We start from the raw sequence: 14,841 nt of genomic DNA, 5'->3' as shown, positions 1-14,841 counted from the left end.
ATAGGAGGCACTAATGCTTAATATTGATTTTTTAGACGAAACAAACGAAGTGAAGGATACACATCTTGAATTAGTTGAAAAGCTACTACAACATGCTGCTAGCCATCTTGAAATTGAGGACAGTAGTGAAGTATCCATTACCTTTGTAACAAATGAAAAAATTCACGAAATCAATCGAGAATATCGAGATAAAGACCAACCTACGGACGTAATTTCCTTTGCTCTTGAGGAATTGGGAGAAGGAGAGATTGAAATTGTGGGAGAAGGAATCCCTAGAATTTTAGGAGATATCATCATTTCAACTGATCGTACTAAAGAACAAGCTGCTGATTTTGGGCACTCCTTTGAAAGAGAATTAGGATTTTTAGCTGTTCATGGATTTTTACACTTATTAGGCTACGATCATATGACAGAAGAGGATGAGAAAGTCATGTTTGGAAAACAAGACGACATTCTAACTTCTTTTGGCTTAGGTCGTGATTCAAATGGACGTCCATAGATTACTCAAATCCTTTGGGTATGCTTTTTATGGAATATGGACTGCATTAAGAGAGCAAAATATGCGCATCCATTTTATAAGTGCACTGATTGTCATTATTGCAGCCCTGCTTACAGGTCTCACATTAGGTGAATGGTTAATAATAATAATGGCCATTACGCTTGTTATTGGGACCGAAATGATTAACACTGCGATTGAAACTTTAGTTGATCTAGCTTCTCCAGATATTCATCCTCTTGCTAAGCAAGCGAAGGATGTAGCAGCAGGTGCAGTACTTGTATTTGCGATAGCAAGTGTTATAATCGGATTACTTATTTTTCTACCAAAATGGTTCTAGATTATCTAGTAAATCTTAAATTACTATGATGTAATCATGATTTAGACATAAACAGCCATACATGAAGGTTGAAATCATTAAGGGATTTTTTGAAGGAGTGAAGTATTTTATGACAGTGAATATGAAGGATTTAATTGAACAATCAAAGGTTGCAAGAGAGACTGCTTATGTACCGTATTCTAAATTTCAAGTAGGTGCAGCTTTACTTACTGAGGATGGTAAAGTCTATCATGGTTGCAACATTGAAAATTCTAGCTTTGGACTAACGAACTGTGCAGAAAGAACGGCTATTTTTAAAGCGGTTTCTGAAGGCAATAAGAAGTTCAAAGCCATTGCTGTGGTTGCTGATACGGTAGGTCCTTGTTCACCTTGTGGAGCATGCAGACAGGTTATTTCAGAATTCTGTGCACCAGATATGCCAGTATACCTAACAAACCTAAATGGAGATGTACAACAAACGACAGTGCGCGAGCTTTTACCAGGCGCCTTTACACCGGAGGATTTAGATAATGCAGGAAAACAAAAGCTTTAAATCAGGATTTATCTCAATTATTGGACGACCTAATGTAGGAAAGTCAACTTTCTTGAACCGTGTGATTGGTCAAAAAATAGCAATTATGTCAGATAAACCACAAACAACACGTAATAAAATACAGGGCGTTTTAACTCGTGATGCCTCTCAAATGGTTTTCATCGATACTCCAGGTATTCATAAGCCGAAGCATAAATTAGGCGAATTCATGATTAAAGTATCTAAAAACACATTACGTGAAGTGGATATCATAATGTTCATGGTAAATGCTGAACAAGGAATAGGGAAGGGTGACGAGTTCATTTTAGAGCTTTTAGAGGGTACGAAAACACCTGTATTCCTAGTTGTTAATAAGATTGATCAAATTCATCCTGATGAATTAATTCAAACAATTGATTCATATAAAGGGAAATTCCCGTTTGCTGAAATTGTTCCAATTTCTGCTCTGCAAGGAAATAACGTTGACCAGCTGCTAGAAACAATTGATAAATATTTACCAGAAGGTCCACAATATTATCCAGCTGATCAGGTAACGGATCATCCAGAGCGATTTATCATCTCTGAAATGATTCGTGAAAAAGTACTTCACCTAACAAGAGAAGAAATTCCTCATTCAATTGCGGTAGTAATCGATAAGATTAAACGTGATGAAGAAAACGAAAATATGATTCGCGTACAAGCAACGATTATGGTAGAGCGTGATTCACAAAAAGGTATCGTTATCGGCAAGCGTGGCGCCCTACTAAAAGAAGTAGGTACACAGGCGCGTAAGGATATCGAAATGCTTCTTGGCTCTAAAGTATTCTTAGAGCTTTGGGTAAAGGTACAAAAGGATTGGCGCAACAAATCTGCTCACCTACGTGACTTTGGCTATCGTGAAGATGAATATTAAATAAGTGAAAAGACAAGCTGTTTGAGTGCAGTTTGTCTTTTTTTTAGAAGTGTTAAAATCCCGAGTGGTCTTCATGACGATTAAATACTATTTTATTTCTGTTAAAGCGATCAATAGCGTAAATCTTAAACGGGTAATGTATAATAGAACCATAGTAAAAAGTTGAAGGAAGTGCAGTGCCAAATGTTAAATAAATGGGAAGGCATTGTTTTAAAGTCTCGGGCCTACGGGGAGTCAAATAAAATTGTTACCCTTATGACGAGAGAAGCCGGGAAGGTAACTGTAATGGCTAGGGGGGCGAAAAAGCCAACAAGTCGTTTAGCGGGAGTTACTCAAACCTTTATGCATGGTATGTACATGGTGCAAAGATCGTCTGGCATGGGGACGCTCCAGCAAGGGGAGCATTTAGCCTCGATGCGCCATATTCAAACAGATATAATTGCGACAGCTTATGCAAGCTATATAGTAGAGCTTGTTGATAGACTAGTAGATGAGGGACCAGAACCATTCGCATTTGAGGTGCTTTTACAAGCGCTTAATGCTATTGAGGAAGAACATGATCCAGAAGCCATTAGCTTATTTGTGGACTGGAAGCTGCTACCTTATGCAGGAGTTCAACCAATTTTAAATGCTTGTTCATCATGCGGTTCCTTTGATGGGGAGTTTGCATTTTCCTTTTCGCAGGGTGGTTTCTTATGCCATCGTTGCTTCCACCAGGATCCGTATATCATCCGATTATCACCTACACAGTTAAAGCTAATTCGAATGTTTTATACAGTGCCGATTGACCAAATCGGTAAGCTGGATTTAAAAAAGGGGACAAAACAGTTTATTAAAAAGATAGTGACCACTATTTATGAAGAGCAAACAGGTATCCGTTTAAAATCCCGCTCTTTTATTGAACAATTGGAAAGAACCCCGTTATTGACGAGAAGAACAAATAGTGATGAACCTACAGATTAAGGCTATAAAATTTTTCGGATAATACTCAACACGTCTTCTTTAACGGCCTGCCAAAATAATTGGGAGGATTGATTGGAAAATCGTCCTTCCTTAAATAATACATAGTTTTCGTGGATATAATGGATTTCTTCATAATGAAAGTGAAGTCGGTGGTTCATTTGAGTCATATCGATATTTAACTCCATATAGCCATCTACAAGAGCTTGCAGGTCGCTTGCTTGTTTACGCAACTGGTCGTGAGTTTGTGAGTGAAATTGGCCCAGCTTTAACTGTAGGTTTCCCTGAGTTCTATGCCATTCTAGGGCGCTATTAAGGGATTCGAGTTTAGTGTTTGCTGTATATAAAATATGGTGTTGTGAGTAGTGTGCGGGCAATTCTTTATTCAATAATTCACGTACGAGGATTAACAGCTTTTCTGCAGGGCAAATTTCTAGCTTTTCCTTCTTGGGTTGTTTAAATAAAACCTGAAAGAACATCAATCCCACCTCGATTTTTCCTTTAATTATAATCTAAATTTTCTAATAAATCATCTGTGGAATGACCGAAATGAACAAAAAAGACAAAAATATACTTATACATCTCTTAAATACGCTCGCACTTTTATTTGTGTGGGTTTTTTTATATTTCGAACTATAGTTAAATAGCTAAGAAAGATTTTGCGTAGGTGCATGCAGAAAATTAGCTTTTTTGATTGAAAATTAATAATGTTTTTTTTAGTTTTTTTGAAGTGGCTAGATTATTGAAGAAAGTGGCTAGATTCTTAAAACAAACATAAAAAGGGGATACTCCAAAAATCAGTAAAACTGCTTTTGGAGTATCCCTTTGTATTTTTTGCTTTGAAGTTGCTTTTCGATATATTGCTATTACGCCAGTCTAAAGACTTGCACCTGACGCAAGCTTTCGGCACAGAGCCCGTATATTTTCTTGATTAATTTAATTTAGAATTGTAAGTGCTTTTCGATATAAGCTTTTACGTCAGTGATAGGCATACGGACTTGCACCTGTCGCAAGCTTTCGGCACAGAGTCCGTATATTTTCTTGATTAATTTAATTTAGAATTGAATGTGTTTTTCGATATAAGATTTTACGTCTGCGATAGGCATACGGACTTGCACCTGTCGCAAGCTTTCGGTGCAGAACTCGCATATCTTTTGAAAAGTATACTTTCTTAGAACTGTAGATGTTTTTCAATATAAGCTTTAACTTCTGCGATAGGCATGCGAGTTTGCTCCATGCTGTCGCGGTGGCGTACTGTTACTTGGCCGTCTTCTTTTGAATCGAAATCGTATGTGATGCAGAATGGTGTACCGATTTCGTCTTGGCGGCGGTAGCGTTTACCGATTGATTGCGACTCATCATAATCAACAGGGAAGGATTTGCGTAATTCAGCCCATACTTCGCCTGCATCGTCTGCCAATTTTTTAGATAATGGTAATACTGCTGCTTTAAATGGTGCTAGAGCAGGGTGGAAGCGTAATACTGTACGAGAGTCGCCACCTTCAAGCTCTTCTTCATCATAAGCATCACATAAGAATGCTAATGTTACTCGGTCAGCTCCTAGTGATGGTTCGATACAATATGGTACATAACGTTCGTTAGTAAGTGGATCGATGTATGTGAAGTCTTCACCAGAGTGTTCCATATGCTGTTTTAAATCAAAATCTGTACGGTCTGCAATACCCCATAGCTCACCCCAGCCGAATGGGAAGCGGAATTCGATATCAGAAGTTGCATTAGAATAGTGTGATAACTCATCATCTTCGTGGTCGCGTAGACGCATGCTATCTTCTTTCATGCCTAAGTTTAATAACCAATTTTTACAGAATTCTTTCCAATATTGATGCCATTCTAAATCTTCACCTGGCTTACAGAAGAATTCTAATTCCATTTGCTCGAATTCACGAGTACGAAATGTAAAGTTACCTGGTGTAATTTCGTTACGGAATGATTTCCCGATTTGTGCTATACCAAATGGAGTACGTTTACGCATTGAACGTTGTACATTTTTAAAGTTAACGAAAATACCCTGTGCTGTTTCTGGACGAAGGAAAATTTCATTTGTTGAGCTTTCTGTTACACCTTGGAATGTTTTAAACATAAGGTTGAATTGACGGATATCTGTAAAGTCGTTTTTACCACATTCTGGACAAGTTACAGATAGTTCCTCCATTTTAGCTTTCATTTGATCGAAGCTCATACCATCGACGATAATTTCTTTACCTGTTTTTTCTAATGAAGCATCTTCAATTAGTTTATCTGCACGGTGGCGTGCTTTACATGATTTACAGTCAATCATAGGATCGTTGAAGTTTCCAACGTGTCCAGAAGCTACCCATGCACGAGGATTCATAAGGATTGCTGCGTCAAGACCAACATTGTGTTCAGATTCTTGAACGAATTTTAACCACCATGCTTTTTTTACGTTGTTTTTTAGTTCCACACCAAGGGGACCATAATCCCAAGTGTTTGCAAGTCCTCCGTAGATTTCAGAGCCAGGGAAGACAAATCCGCGGTGTTTTGCTAAGCTTACGATTGTTTCCATAGATTTTTCTGCCATATAAATTCCTCCTAATGTAAATAAAAATATAAAAGCACCCGTCTCCGGGCTTTGTGCCCGGGGACGAGTGCGTATGTATACACCCGCGGTTCCACCCCGCTTGATTGTCGGCTAAAGTAAAGCGCATCATTTTGCGTCGCTAACTGTTAACTAACAATCCTCTTTTAGAAAATTGGCTCAAGGGTGCCGTTTCTCTTTTCGTGTAGGCTTTCACCATTTCCTACTCGCTTTTTTGAAAAGATACTTATTTTTCCTCTCATTGCCTATATGAACTTCTATCGATATTTTATGCTATTCACTCGAACTGTGTCAATATTGTAGCTTTTCATTCATTTCTTCGCAAATGTTCTGAAATTAGTATATAATATTTAAAGAAAAGTATAACACTATTTGAAGCGGGTGAGTCCAATCGAACTCAATAAACGTCAAGACACGATTCTGCAAATCGTAAAAGAAAATGGCCCAATCACAGGTGAACAAATTGCAGAGCGTTTAAATTTGACTCGGGCTACTCTACGTCCAGATTTAGCAATCTTAACGATGGCTGGATTTTTAGATGCTAGGCCACGTGTTGGATACTTCTATTCAGGGAAAAAAACAATGACTACGGCAAGTGAATCTATGATGAACTTGAAGGTAGGGGATTTCCAATCACTGCCTGTAGTAGTAGCAGAAAATATGACGGTATATGATGCCATTGTCCAATTGTTCTTAGAGGATGTTGGAACTTTATTTGTTGTTGATGAAAAGTCGCATCTCCAGGGAGTTTTATCTAGAAAAGATTTGTTAAGAACAAGTATTGGTACACAAGAACTGACAAAAATACCAGTGCATATTATAATGTCAAGAATGCCTAACATAGTATATTGTAAAAAATCAGATTCACTAATCGGGGCTGCAAAGAAATTAATTGACCGTCAAGTTGATTCTCTCCCAGTTGTAAATGAGACAGAGAATGGTTTAGAGATAGTTGGGCGTTTAACAAAAACAAGCGTAACGAAAGCGTTTATTTCATTAGCTGAGACCCATGATTTATAAGGAGTGCTATTTTGAAAAATTTAAAAGTATTCGTTGTATCTGATTCAGTAGGGGAAACAGGTGAACAGGTTGTTAAAGCAGCAGTTTCTCAATTTCGTCCAAACTTTGATAATACTGTAATTCGAAAGTTTCCTAATATTGAAAATAACGATCATATTGAAAAAATTGTTGAAATTGCTAAAGAACAAGATGCAATTATTGTTTTTACGTTAGTTGAAGAAAAAATGAGAAATTTTATGATGGATAGCTGTAAACAAGTTGGGGTCCAATGGATTGATTTGTTAGGTCCGATTATTAATCTTTTTGAAGAAAAGATTGGTGAACAGCCGAGGGAAGAACCAGGGTTAGTTCATAAGCTTGATGCGGATTATTTTAAAAAAATTGAGGCTGTAGAATTTGCAGTGAAGTATGATGATGGACGAGATCCTCGAGGATTACTATTAGCTGATGTAGTATTAGTAGGTGTATCCCGAACATCAAAAACACCTCTTTCACAATACTTAGCCCATAAACGTTATAAAGTGGCAAATGTTCCTCTAGTGCCAGAAATTAATCCACCTGAGGAATTATTCTTGGTTGATCCCAAAAAATGCTTTGGTTTAGTAATCTCTACAGATAAACTAAATGTTATTCGAAAGGAAAGACTTATAGCATTAGGCTTAAATGATGATGCGATTTATGCCAAGCCTTCTCGAATTGAACAGGAGATCGAACATTTTAATAAAGTGGTCGAAAGAATAGGATGTTCAGTAGTTGATGTAACAAATAAAGCTGTTGAAGAAACAGCAAATGTTATTATGGAAAAAATTGAACAAAACAAGAACTAATAAAGAGCCACCTCTGCTAAAAATTATGTAGAGGAGGTTTTTTTTCGTGGTCTTTGTGAATACATATTAGAGGTTAGTAAATTTTTTGTGAAAAAACACCGTATTCTTAAAGGGAAGTCTCCTAAAATGGATAATAAAGCATTTTTTTTTAATAAAAAAGTGGAAATTTTCGTCTATTTGTTTTATAATGAGAAAATTGTGGTAAAAATATTAACAAGAGAAATCTTTGAGCAAAAAAACAATTTTTTTGTCGGAAAATAGAGGATTTTTTAAATTTATCTCGAATTGTGTTATTTAGCAACTGAAGTTGGTGATTTATATGACCGGGAAAATACCTGAAGAGATGATAGAACAAATTCGTTCTCAATCCGATATAGTCGATGTAATTAGCGATTATATGCAGCTAACAAAAAGAGGACGTAACTGGTTTGGATTATGTCCATTTCACGGTGAAAATACTCCTTCGTTTTCAGTGTCTCAGGATAAGCAAATTTTTCATTGTTTTGGGTGTAAAGCAGGTGGTAATGCAATTACCTTTGTAATGGATATAGAAAACATTACATTTCCTGATGCTGTAGTTAAACTTGGAAACCGCGTTGGAATCAATTTAGATTTCCAAAGCAACAGTATATCCAAGGAAAACCAAGCTTATTCCAAAAAAGAAGAAAAAATGCTTGAGGCGCACGAATTTACTGCCGATTATTTCCATCATGTATTGATGAATACAGAAGAAGGGGAAGAGGCATTAAATTACTTGCTAAAAAGAGGATTTACAAAGGAACATATCGAAACGAATGGTATAGGATGGTCTTTACCAGGGTGGGATACTTTGTCAGTTTTGCTAAAAAGAAAAGGGTTTGATTTAGAGGAAATGGCTGAATGCGGACTCATCATAAAGCGCGAAAATGACCATACTTATTTTGATCGTTTTCGAGGAAGAGTCATGTTTCCAATACGGGACGAAAATGGAAAGGTAATTGCATTTTCAGGACGTATTATTGATTCGGTAGATGAAGCGAAGTATTTAAACAGTCCAGAATCACCTATTTTTCACAAAAGCCAAATACTTTTTAATTTGGACAAGGCAAGAACCGTTATCCGAAAAAAACGTCAAGTAATTTTGATGGAAGGATTTATGGATGTACTTGCAGCAAATCAAGCTGGTGTATTCAACGCAGTTGCGACAATGGGAACTTCCTTAACCCCACAGCACATCACAAAGCTAAAGCGCTTAAGTGATCAAATTATTTTATGTTATGACGGTGATAATGCTGGGTGGGAAGCTGCTAAACGTGCCTCTGAAATGTTGTATGCCGAAAATTTGAAAGTTGAAATTGCTGTATTACCAGAAAAATTAGATCCAGATGAGTATATAAAAAAATATGGTTCGGATTCCTTTGTGCAGCAAATTTTAGAAAAGCCACATGCATACATTGCTTTTATGATGATGCATGCGAGGAAAAACAAAAACTTTCAATTTGAGAATGACGTGTTGCAATATACCCAGGAAGTACTTGAGCAACTTGTTGGTCGATCTTCACCTATCGAAAGAGACCTTTATATAAAACAGATTGCAAGTGAAACAAATATTTCTGAGGAAGCAATTTATGCTCAATATCGAAAATTAGAAGCTGATAATGCTAAGAATTTTAACCGAGCAGACAACATAAAGCAAACGAAAAAAGTTGAATTACAGTCAAAAAAACCTTTATCTGCAACCGAACGAGCAGAGCGGTTACTTTTATCGCATATGCTAACCAATGTTGATGTTGTAGATAGGATATTAAAAGGCGAGGAACCTGAGCCCTTCGTAAGAGATGAATATAGTGCGGTTTTCGTACGATTAATAGGGTTTTATGAGGAGCATGGTTCCGCGGATTATCAAAGGTTTTTAGAAATACTCGAGGATTCAGAGCTAAGGAAAATTGTAATGGAGGCAGCCCTTCTAGAGCATGATCCTGAACAGGCTGAAGCTGAGATTACAGATTGTTTAAGGCAGTTAAAAAAACATCGGATTGAATTAGAGATAAAAAAATTACTTCATGAGTCACAAGAAGCGGAGAAAATGCATGAACACAAACGTGCTTTGGAAATCGCAATGAACATCATTCAATTGAGGAAATCACTATCAACAATTTAGCCCGATTTGCGTTGTTAGAAGGAGGAAGGTTTATGGCGGACAAGTCAGAACAATCAAAAGAAGTTGTCAATGGACAGACGATTGACGAAGTTAAAGCACTTTTACAAGAGAAAGCAAAAAAATCTAATGAAATTTCAATGCAGGAAATTTCAAGCAAACTCACTCCATTTGAATTAGAAAATGAAGAAATCTTCCATTTTGCAGAGGACATTGAAAAAAGCTTTGGCATTGAGGTAGATGGAAAAGAAGAGTTTGAAGAAGAAGTTTTAGCAAAACAAGAAGAGAGCGAAGAAGCGTTTGATTTAAATGACTTGAGTGTTCCTCCTGGCGTAAAAATTAATGACCCTGTTCGAATGTATCTAAAAGAAATTGGCCGTGTAGATCTGCTTTCTGCAGCAGAGGAAATTAAACTTGCAGAAAGAATCGAACAAGGTGATGAAGAGGCTCGTAAACGTTTAGCTGAAGCCAACTTACGTTTAGTAGTATCGATTGCAAAACGTTATGTGGGCCGCGGAATGTTGTTCCTTGATTTAATTCAAGAAGGAAATATGGGGCTTATAAAAGCAGTTGAAAAATTTGATTATCGTAAAGGATTTAAGTTTTCAACATACGCAACTTGGTGGATTCGTCAGGCAATTACACGTGCTATTGCCGACCAGGCGCGTACAATACGTATTCCTGTTCATATGGTTGAAACAATTAATAAACTAATTCGTGTACAGAGACAATTATTGCAAGACCTAGGACGCGAACCATCTCCAGAAGAAATCGGAGAAGAAATGGATTTAACTCCAGAAAAAGTTCGTGAAATTTTAAAGATTGCTCAAGAGCCAGTTTCTTTAGAGACGCCGATTGGTGAAGAGGATGATTCACATTTAGGTGATTTCATCGAAGACCATGAAGCACAATCACCTTCTGATCATGCTGCATATGAGTTATTAAAAGAACAGCTAGAGGATGTACTTGATACATTAACAGATCGTGAAGAAAATGTTCTACGTTTGCGCTTTGGATTGGATGACGGCCGTACTCGTACTTTAGAGGAAGTAGGTAAGGTCTTCGGAGTAACGCGTGAGCGTATTCGTCAAATCGAGGCAAAAGCCTTGAGAAAGCTGCGCCACCCATCTAGAAGTAAACGTTTAAAAGACTTCTTAGAATAGTAAATAGCATTTCAAATATTTAAGTTGGTTTTGTTAATAGTGATTGTTAACTTTCCTTCTTCGTAAAAAGGCATCCTAATAAGGGGTGCTTTTTTATTTGGTACATATCATTTTCTTTTTTCCATGTCATCTAACGAAAAAATAAGATAGAATAATTACATACAATAATCAGTAAGCTTGGAGATATCATCTATGGCAAATTCAAAAAAAACCATTATTATGAATGAAATTTTGTTTTGGAAACAAAATAAATTATTACCTGATCACTATTGTGACTTCCTCATGACCCTATACTCAGAAGGCAATGAAATCGAGCTAGAAGAAGAGGTTGGTCATAAAAATTCTGTCATAGCTCGAGAAAAACGAAAGAAAATTCTTTTGTTTTCAATCATTTCCATAATTTCCATATGCTTATTAGTGGCCTTATTTATGGTATCTGAATTAGTTTGGCTTATTGGGCTTGCAGTTGGAATTGTAGCAATACTATTTATGGTATTAGCATATCGATTCGCCAAGAAAAATGAAATATTGGTACCTATTTTACATATAGGCTCTGCTTTAATGCTTTTTGGTTTATCCGTTAAAATTAGTGTGGAATACTTTCCGACAAACCAATTCGTATTATACGGTTTACTTATTATAAATTGCTTTATGTGGCTGTTTACCGGCTTTAAATTTAAATTAATGTACTTTACTGTATCTGGTGCTCTCGGGATTATAGTTTTAATAGGCTATCAAATCATGAATTTTTAACATTTTTTGCAATTCAATTTAAGCTTGCTGACATGGCTGTGAAAATTAAGTTAGCCCGAAATATGGTATACAAAGCAGCTTGGTTAAAGGACCACAGCAAACCCTTCAGCAAAGAGGCGTCGATAGCTAAAGATTGAGCATTAGAAATAGCAGTTGAAGTTTGTGAAGAAGCAAAACAAATTCATGGCGGTTATGGGTATATGAAAGAGTATGAAGTGGAAAGATATCTAATAGATGCAAAATTATTAGAAATCAAAAGAGGGGACGTCAGCAATACAGAAGCTAAACATAGCCAGACACATCTTTCAGCAGTAAGTTATTATTGTCGAATTTGTGTCTACCCTATCAAAAGTTGACGTTTAGGTCTTTTCGTTTTTCAAATAATGCAGTACAATAATTAGTGTTGACTAGATTCTATATTAATAGATGTAGAAAAATTAAACTAAAGGGAGGTTATCCTAATGAAAAACAATCCTATTATTCCTTATATTCTAATTATGGCATTCGGTATTGGACTTATTTTCTTTATGTCATTAGAAGGTGCAGGAAATAAAGAAGAAATCGCTGCAGGTCATGGCGAAGAAGAAGCAGCTGAAGAAGGTGCAACAGCTTCTGAAGGTGCTGGTGGTGAAGAATTAGTAAGCTCTTGTATCGGTTGTCACGGTGGTGACTTAACTGGTGGTATGGGTCCTAAAATTGCTGGTTTAGATGCTGAACATATCGTAGACGTGTTAGCTAACGGTATCGAAGGTTCTCCAATGACACCTGGTTTAAAAACTGGATCAGAAGCAGAAGCAATTGCTGAGTACATTTCTTCATTAGAATAATAATGAAAACGAGAGGCTACCTTATAAGGATTCTTATAAGGTAGCCCTTTTATTTTAGCAAGCAACGATTCATTAATGACCTAGAAGGACAAGCCCTTCAAATTTATATATAATAATACATAGAAATTAGAAAAAGGCGGTTTACTTACATGAACGCACAAAAATTATCCAAACGATTAGAAACTGTAGCATCCTTTGTGCCAACTGGAGCGGTTGTAGCAGATATAGGAAGTGACCATGCATATCTACCTTGCTATTTGGTATATAACGGTGTCGTGACTAGAGCGATTGCAGGAGAGGTAGTGAAGGGTCCGTTTGACTCTGCTTTAAAACAGGTTAAATTAGAAGGATTAGAAGATAATATTACTGTTCGCCTTGCCGATGGATTAAAGGCAATCGAGGAAAGTGATAACGTAGATACAATTACCATTGCAGGTATGGGTGGTCCTTTAATCGTCTCAATTTTAGAAAAGAATCCACATGCCTTAAAAACAGTAACACGACTTATTTTACAGCCCAATATCCATGCGAAAGTGATTAGACAATGGGCGATTCGAAATCAATGGGCTATTTTAGAGGAAGTAATTTTAAAAGAGGATGAAAAAATATACGAGGTTTTAGTTTTACAGCGCGGGGAAATGGAGCTTACAGAGCAAGAAATACTATTAGGTAAACATTTAATGGCTAGTAAAACGGATGTCTTCATCGAAAAATGGTCAAAAGAAATCGATAACTGGAAACGGATTTTAGAATCGATTGAACGTGCTGAAGACACAAGTGATATAGTGAAGAAACGTGAAGACGTGACACATAAAATTCAGCTTGTTGAGGAGGCATTAAACCATGAAGAACGCTAATGGTCATGAAATCATCCAACTATTTGAGAGCTGGTCACCAAAAAAACTGGCTTGTATGGATAATGATCCGATTGGGTTAGCGATTGGTACTTTAAACAAAGAGGTTACAAAGGTATTAGTGACACTTGATGTCAATGATAAAGTTGCAGATGAGGCGATTGCAAAGGGGTGCCAATTAATTATTGCACACCATCCACCGATTTTTCGAAAGCTATCAAATTTAAGAACAGATACACCAGCTGGCAAGCTCTATGAAAAGTTAATCAAGAATGACATTGCTGTCTATGCCGCGCACACCAATTTAGATGTGGCTGATGGTGGGGTAAATGATTTATTAGCAGAGGCATTACTGCTTGAAAATATTGAAATACTTGAAAAAACATATCATGAAAATCTGATGAAGCTTGCTTTATTTGTACCGGATGAATATGCAGAAAAAGTACGTCATGCACTAGCAAAGGCTGGAGCAGGAAGCATCGGAAATTATGACAGCTGTAGCTTTTCAACAAATGGACAAGGGCGTTTTAGAGCATTAGAGGGTGCGAACCCATTCATTGGGGATATCGGTGAAATGGAAAAGACAGATGAAGAAAAAATTGAGGTTGTATTTACTCAATCCATCAAAAATAAAGTACTTAAGGCGATGTTAAATGCTCACCCATATGAGGAACCAGCGTATGATTTATATACATTAGCTGTAGAAACGAATGAAATGGGCTTAGGACGTGTTGGAAAACTAAAAGAGCCAATGACATTAGAAAGCTTTGCAGAGCACGTTAAAAGCCAATTAGACGTTCCTAGAGTTCGTGTTGTTGGAGATACAAGCACACTTATTTCAAAAGTAGCAGTAGTAGGTGGGGACGGCAATAAATATATTCACACTGCTAAACGTTCAGGTGCTGATGTCTTCGTTACTGGCGATATCGGGTTTCATATCGCTCAGGACGCTGAAAGTATTGGTTTAAATATAGTAGATCCTGGACACCACGTAGAAAAAGTAATGATTAAGGGTGTAGCAGAGAAAATGGATGGTTTATGCTCGCAAGCTAAGCTATCTGTAGAATTTGTTCAATCGGAAATCGATACTGAACCATTTACATTTATATAGGGCACCATTATAGAAAGTAGGCAGTAAATTATGGGGAATAGTGCCCGCGTATGGGTAATCATTGGTGCCATCATGGTTTTAATCGGGATAGTTTTTGCAGGGTTAACCTCGTATTTTTTAGAAAACAAAATCGATCAACTAGTTGCTACGTGTGAGAAGGAAGGCGGTAAAGCTATAGTCGACAGAGGTGGCTTTATCGTCACGACATCCTTTGAATACGAGTGTAAACAATAAGATAGATGAAAGGCATTCAGAAATAACTTGATTCTGAATGCTTTTTTATTTGCTGGAGGGTTCTTCATTACCCCGAAAGGTATCAAAGTGGTGGAACCGGGAAGAGAGTAAGCATCT

Annotated in this window: 16 protein-coding genes and 1 pseudogene; 15 read left to right on the top strand and 2 right to left on the bottom strand. The window is 36.9% G+C overall.

What is annotated here, in order from left to right; genetic code table 11:
* Window positions 1–13 precede the first annotated feature (13 nt).
* From ybeY to recO, 5 genes are all read left to right on the top strand, one after another.
* Entirely contained in the window at window positions 14–499 is a 486-nt protein-coding gene (gene ybeY, locus LG296_RS12005) for an rRNA maturation RNase YbeY (protein WP_107935406.1), read from the top strand.
* A complete protein-coding gene (locus tag LG296_RS12000) occupies window positions 486–836 on the top strand; it encodes a diacylglycerol kinase family protein (protein ID WP_107935407.1) in 351 nt (116 codons plus the stop codon). The genes ybeY and LG296_RS12000 overlap by 14 nt, the downstream gene beginning before the upstream one ends.
* Before the next feature lie 109 nt (window positions 837–945).
* On the top strand, window positions 946–1,368 hold the full coding sequence (locus LG296_RS11995; protein ID WP_181418080.1) for a cytidine deaminase: 423 nt from the start codon (window positions 946–948) through the stop codon (window positions 1,366–1,368).
* On the top strand, window positions 1,346–2,260 hold the full coding sequence (gene era / locus LG296_RS11990) for a GTPase Era (RefSeq protein WP_107935408.1): 915 nt from the start codon (window positions 1,346–1,348) through the stop codon (window positions 2,258–2,260). Before LG296_RS11995 ends, era begins: the two co-directional genes overlap by 23 nt.
* A gap of 183 nt (window positions 2,261–2,443) precedes the next feature.
* A complete protein-coding gene (recO, locus tag LG296_RS11985) occupies window positions 2,444–3,223 on the top strand; it encodes a DNA repair protein RecO (RefSeq protein ID WP_107935409.1) in 780 nt (259 codons plus the stop codon).
* 2 nt (window positions 3,224–3,225) lie between these two features.
* Here the strand turns inward: recO and LG296_RS11980 are convergent, their stop codons facing one another.
* The gene (locus LG296_RS11980) at window positions 3,226–3,699 is read right to left on the bottom strand and encodes a hypothetical protein (protein WP_107935410.1); all 474 of its coding nucleotides are present in this window, start codon (window positions 3,697–3,699) and stop codon (window positions 3,226–3,228) included.
* A gap of 692 nt (window positions 3,700–4,391) precedes the next feature.
* Window positions 4,392–5,780, bottom strand: a complete 1,389-nt coding sequence (locus tag LG296_RS11975; RefSeq protein WP_107935411.1) for a glycine--tRNA ligase — start codon at window positions 5,778–5,780, stop codon at window positions 4,392–4,394.
* A gap of 399 nt (window positions 5,781–6,179) precedes the next feature.
* On the opposite strand from LG296_RS11975, the gene LG296_RS11970 reads away from it, so the two are divergent.
* The 10 genes and pseudogenes from LG296_RS11970 to LG296_RS11925 all read left to right on the top strand — a co-directional run bounded on the left by LG296_RS11970 (window position 6,180) and on the right by LG296_RS11925 (window position 14,724).
* Window positions 6,180–6,818 (top strand): helix-turn-helix transcriptional regulator, encoded by a 639-nt coding sequence (locus LG296_RS11970; RefSeq protein ID WP_107935465.1) that lies wholly within the window; start codon window positions 6,180–6,182, stop codon window positions 6,816–6,818.
* Window positions 6,819–6,829: 11 nt separating this feature from the next.
* Window positions 6,830–7,645, top strand: coding sequence for a pyruvate, water dikinase regulatory protein (locus tag LG296_RS11965; protein WP_107935412.1), 816 nt, complete (start codon window positions 6,830–6,832; stop codon window positions 7,643–7,645).
* A 319-nt stretch (window positions 7,646–7,964) separates the two neighbouring features.
* Window positions 7,965–9,785: a DNA primase gene (dnaG, locus tag LG296_RS11960; protein WP_107935413.1), complete on the top strand. Its 1,821-nt coding sequence runs from the start codon at window positions 7,965–7,967 to the stop codon at window positions 9,783–9,785.
* A gap of 32 nt (window positions 9,786–9,817) precedes the next feature.
* Window positions 9,818–10,945, top strand: a complete 1,128-nt coding sequence (gene rpoD / locus LG296_RS11955; protein ID WP_107935414.1) for an RNA polymerase sigma factor RpoD — start codon at window positions 9,818–9,820, stop codon at window positions 10,943–10,945.
* A 192-nt stretch (window positions 10,946–11,137) separates the two neighbouring features.
* Window positions 11,138–11,698: a hypothetical protein gene (locus tag LG296_RS11950; RefSeq protein WP_107935415.1), complete on the top strand. Its 561-nt coding sequence runs from the start codon at window positions 11,138–11,140 to the stop codon at window positions 11,696–11,698.
* 2 nt (window positions 11,699–11,700) lie between these two features.
* A pseudogene (locus tag LG296_RS11945) lies at window positions 11,701–12,013 on the top strand (acyl-CoA dehydrogenase family protein); the annotation flags it as partial.
* A 146-nt stretch (window positions 12,014–12,159) separates the two neighbouring features.
* The gene (locus tag LG296_RS11940; RefSeq protein WP_404426997.1) at window positions 12,160–12,525 is read left to right on the top strand and encodes a c-type cytochrome; all 366 of its coding nucleotides are present in this window, start codon (window positions 12,160–12,162) and stop codon (window positions 12,523–12,525) included.
* A gap of 149 nt (window positions 12,526–12,674) precedes the next feature.
* Window positions 12,675–13,382: a tRNA (adenine(22)-N(1))-methyltransferase TrmK gene (locus LG296_RS11935; RefSeq protein WP_251399118.1), complete on the top strand. Its 708-nt coding sequence runs from the start codon at window positions 12,675–12,677 to the stop codon at window positions 13,380–13,382.
* Complete coding sequence (locus tag LG296_RS11930) at window positions 13,369–14,490, top strand: Nif3-like dinuclear metal center hexameric protein (RefSeq protein ID WP_404426996.1); 1,122 nt, start codon at window positions 13,369–13,371, stop codon at window positions 14,488–14,490. Before LG296_RS11935 ends, LG296_RS11930 begins: the two co-directional genes overlap by 14 nt.
* Window positions 14,491–14,520: 30 nt before the next feature.
* Window positions 14,521–14,724, top strand: coding sequence for a hypothetical protein (locus LG296_RS11925; RefSeq protein ID WP_404426995.1), 204 nt, complete (start codon window positions 14,521–14,523; stop codon window positions 14,722–14,724).
* The last annotated feature ends 117 nt before the right edge of the window (window positions 14,725–14,841 follow it).

Source organism: Ureibacillus chungkukjangi, from assembly GCF_044795995.1.
In the GTDB taxonomy this organism is placed as follows: Bacteria; Bacillota; Bacilli; order Bacillales_A; family Planococcaceae; genus Ureibacillus; species Ureibacillus chungkukjangi.
The sequence above is the reverse complement of the archived record's forward strand: the minus strand, read 5'-3'. Positions and strand labels throughout refer to the sequence as shown.

What these genes read in the sequence shown, in the direction of transcription:
- recO (WP_107935409.1), top strand. Translation starts at nt 2,444, where the DNA reads ATGTTAAATAAATGGGAAGGCATTGTTTTAAAGTCTCGGGCCTACGGG.
- LG296_RS11925 (WP_404426995.1), top strand. Translation starts at nt 14,521, where the DNA reads ATGGGGAATAGTGCCCGCGTATGGGTAATCATTGGTGCCATCATGGTT.
- LG296_RS12000 (WP_107935407.1), top strand. Translation starts at nt 486, where the DNA reads ATGGACGTCCATAGATTACTCAAATCCTTTGGGTATGCTTTTTATGGA.
- LG296_RS11935 (WP_251399118.1), top strand. Translation starts at nt 12,675, where the DNA reads ATGAACGCACAAAAATTATCCAAACGATTAGAAACTGTAGCATCCTTT.
- ybeY (WP_107935406.1), top strand. Translation starts at nt 14, where the DNA reads ATGCTTAATATTGATTTTTTAGACGAAACAAACGAAGTGAAGGATACA.
- rpoD (WP_107935414.1), top strand. Translation starts at nt 9,818, where the DNA reads ATGGCGGACAAGTCAGAACAATCAAAAGAAGTTGTCAATGGACAGACG.
- LG296_RS11980 (WP_107935410.1), bottom strand. Translation starts at nt 3,699, where the DNA reads ATGTTCTTTCAGGTTTTATTTAAACAACCCAAGAAGGAAAAGCTAGAA.
- era (WP_107935408.1), top strand. Translation starts at nt 1,346, where the DNA reads ATGCAGGAAAACAAAAGCTTTAAATCAGGATTTATCTCAATTATTGGA.
- LG296_RS11940 (WP_404426997.1), top strand. Translation starts at nt 12,160, where the DNA reads ATGAAAAACAATCCTATTATTCCTTATATTCTAATTATGGCATTCGGT.
- LG296_RS11950 (WP_107935415.1), top strand. Translation starts at nt 11,138, where the DNA reads ATGGCAAATTCAAAAAAAACCATTATTATGAATGAAATTTTGTTTTGG.
- LG296_RS11975 (WP_107935411.1), bottom strand. Translation starts at nt 5,780, where the DNA reads ATGGCAGAAAAATCTATGGAAACAATCGTAAGCTTAGCAAAACACCGC.
- dnaG (WP_107935413.1), top strand. Translation starts at nt 7,965, where the DNA reads ATGACCGGGAAAATACCTGAAGAGATGATAGAACAAATTCGTTCTCAA.
- LG296_RS11930 (WP_404426996.1), top strand. Translation starts at nt 13,369, where the DNA reads ATGAAGAACGCTAATGGTCATGAAATCATCCAACTATTTGAGAGCTGG.
- LG296_RS11995 (WP_181418080.1), top strand. Translation starts at nt 946, where the DNA reads ATGACAGTGAATATGAAGGATTTAATTGAACAATCAAAGGTTGCAAGA.